This window comes from Pseudomonas fuscovaginae SE-1 (genome assembly GCF_000364705.1).
In the GTDB taxonomy this organism is placed as follows: Bacteria; Pseudomonadota; Gammaproteobacteria; order Pseudomonadales; family Pseudomonadaceae; genus Aquipseudomonas; species Aquipseudomonas fuscovaginae_A.
Genome location: NZ_AQOH01000178.1, coordinates 1 through 393 on the forward strand (window position 1 = coordinate 1; position 393 = coordinate 393).

1 protein-coding gene is annotated in these 393 nt (G+C 67.7%); it reads right to left on the bottom strand.

Annotated elements, in window-relative coordinates:
* Positions 1-393, bottom strand: a 393-nt coding sequence (locus K675_RS30885; RefSeq protein ID WP_037006660.1) for an AMP-binding protein, incomplete at both ends; no start/stop codon positions are given.

Here is a 393-nt window from a genome sequence, read left to right on the forward strand (position 1 = left end):
GTCGGGAATGCGCTTGCCGATCGGGCTCGCCCCGACACGCTGGGCATCCTCGGCCTGCAGCGGGTAATAGGTCACGTGCACCGTGGTTTCGGTGATGCCGTACATGTTCACCAGTTGCGTACCGGCGTTCACGGCCCGGGCGTACCAGGGCTTGAGCATCGCCGTGTCCAGCGCCTCGCCACCGAAGATCACCTGGCGCAGGGCATGGGCTCGGCCGTTGTCGCCCTGGGCGGCAATCAGCTGACGGAACGCGCTCGGCGTCTGGTTGAGCACCGTCACCCCGGCGCTGCACAGCAGTTCGTAGCACTCCCGCGGCGAACGGCTGACCAGTTGCGGCACGATCAGCAGGCGCCCGCCGTGCAGCAGCGCGCCCCAGATTTCCCAGACCGAGAA